The sequence below is a fragment of the Bartonella sp. CL100XZDX genome, from assembly GCF_042195375.1.
Taxonomy (GTDB): Bacteria; Pseudomonadota; Alphaproteobacteria; order Rhizobiales; family Rhizobiaceae; genus Bartonella.
The window spans coordinates 1-1178 of the sequence record NZ_JBHIOH010000089.1 but is presented as its reverse complement, the minus strand read 5'-3'; the positions used below and the strand labels follow the sequence as shown (position 1 = coordinate 1178).

Below are 1178 nucleotides of genomic sequence, written 5' to 3'. Positions count from 1 at the left end.
TGCTTTGCCATAAATACGAGAATTGCCGTAAACATGTGCATAACCGTAAACTTGTGCATTTTCGTAAACCTTAGCATTACCAAAAACCTTGGCATCACCATAGACTTTTGCATAATCCCCAATCCAGCAATTACCATGATGACTTAGATTGTCTTCTTTCTCGATATAGCCGCCTAGGTCGTCTGCTTTAACATCATCAAAATCCCTTAAAGCACGAATGCGGTGAAGGATTTTGCCATCAACTTCGATTGTTTCATCAGTAAGTTCATATTTCTTTTCCATGGTTTATTTCCCTTAATGCATGTTTTGTCTTTTAATCTCTTGAGACAGCAGTCCCATGCCTTTTGTGGTGATTTTTGCGGAAGGAATGACTTTTTCAGTTCCATTTTCGGTTTGAATAGTGAGGGTTGAGCAATCCATTAGTCCTTTTTGGATTTTGTCTTGATAAGGCAATAAGTGAGCCCCGAAAGTGCGTCGATAAACCCATCTTTTTTTCTGTAAGAAGAGAATGAACTGTTTTGGTTGCATTTCGAGCACTTTAGCGGCTTCTGTAAGACCGAAGAGCCCTTCAGAGCGTTGTAAGCTTTCCAAAGCCATTGCTTTTGGTTTTAAATCTTCAATGAGAGTATCTTTTTGATTTATTTGTCCTTGTAGGTAATTCAAAAAGCCAATCATCGCTTGTGGACTTGAGTAATCGATTTGTGGTGTAACAACTTGCTTTGCACGCCGTTCGCATTCGATAAAGTATTCTCTTGCTTGCTTTCCTTTTTTATTACGCTCGACCATGGCAAGCTCTTTCGCCATGTCTAAGGTAAGATAGTATTCTACTGCTATGGCATTGTTCGCTTCCATTTTTTTGTGGAAGCGAATAAAGTCCCTTCCATCAAGGAAAGCATAGGTCATAATACGTTTTTTTATCCAAGTAGAAAAATCTTGTTTACTTTCTAAAAAGGTATGTAAGTCACGAGCATTGACTGTTTGAACGCTTTCGCCGTTAACCGTGTTATTTGCGATAGCGATAGGATTATTCATAATTTTACTCCATCCGATAATTTAATAAGAGGAAAGAGGGGGGCGCTTTTAAAAACGCCTTTAGATTTTAAAGCACATCACAAGGACGCAAACGGTGTTGTTGTTCGTAAGAACCATACATTGCATCATCATATTCGCGCTGTTTT

1 protein-coding gene and 1 pseudogene are annotated in these 1178 nt (G+C 38.7%); both read right to left on the bottom strand.

The genetic code is table 11. The features are described 5' to 3' along the window. Positions 1-282 (bottom strand): annotated as a pseudogene (locus ACFILU_RS09575) (hypothetical protein); the annotation flags it as partial. Between the two features lie 12 nt (positions 283-294). Then, entirely contained in the window at positions 295-1032 is a 738-nt protein-coding gene (locus ACFILU_RS09570) for an antA/AntB antirepressor family protein (protein WP_375675739.1), read from the bottom strand. Positions 1033-1178: the final 146 nt, after the last annotated feature.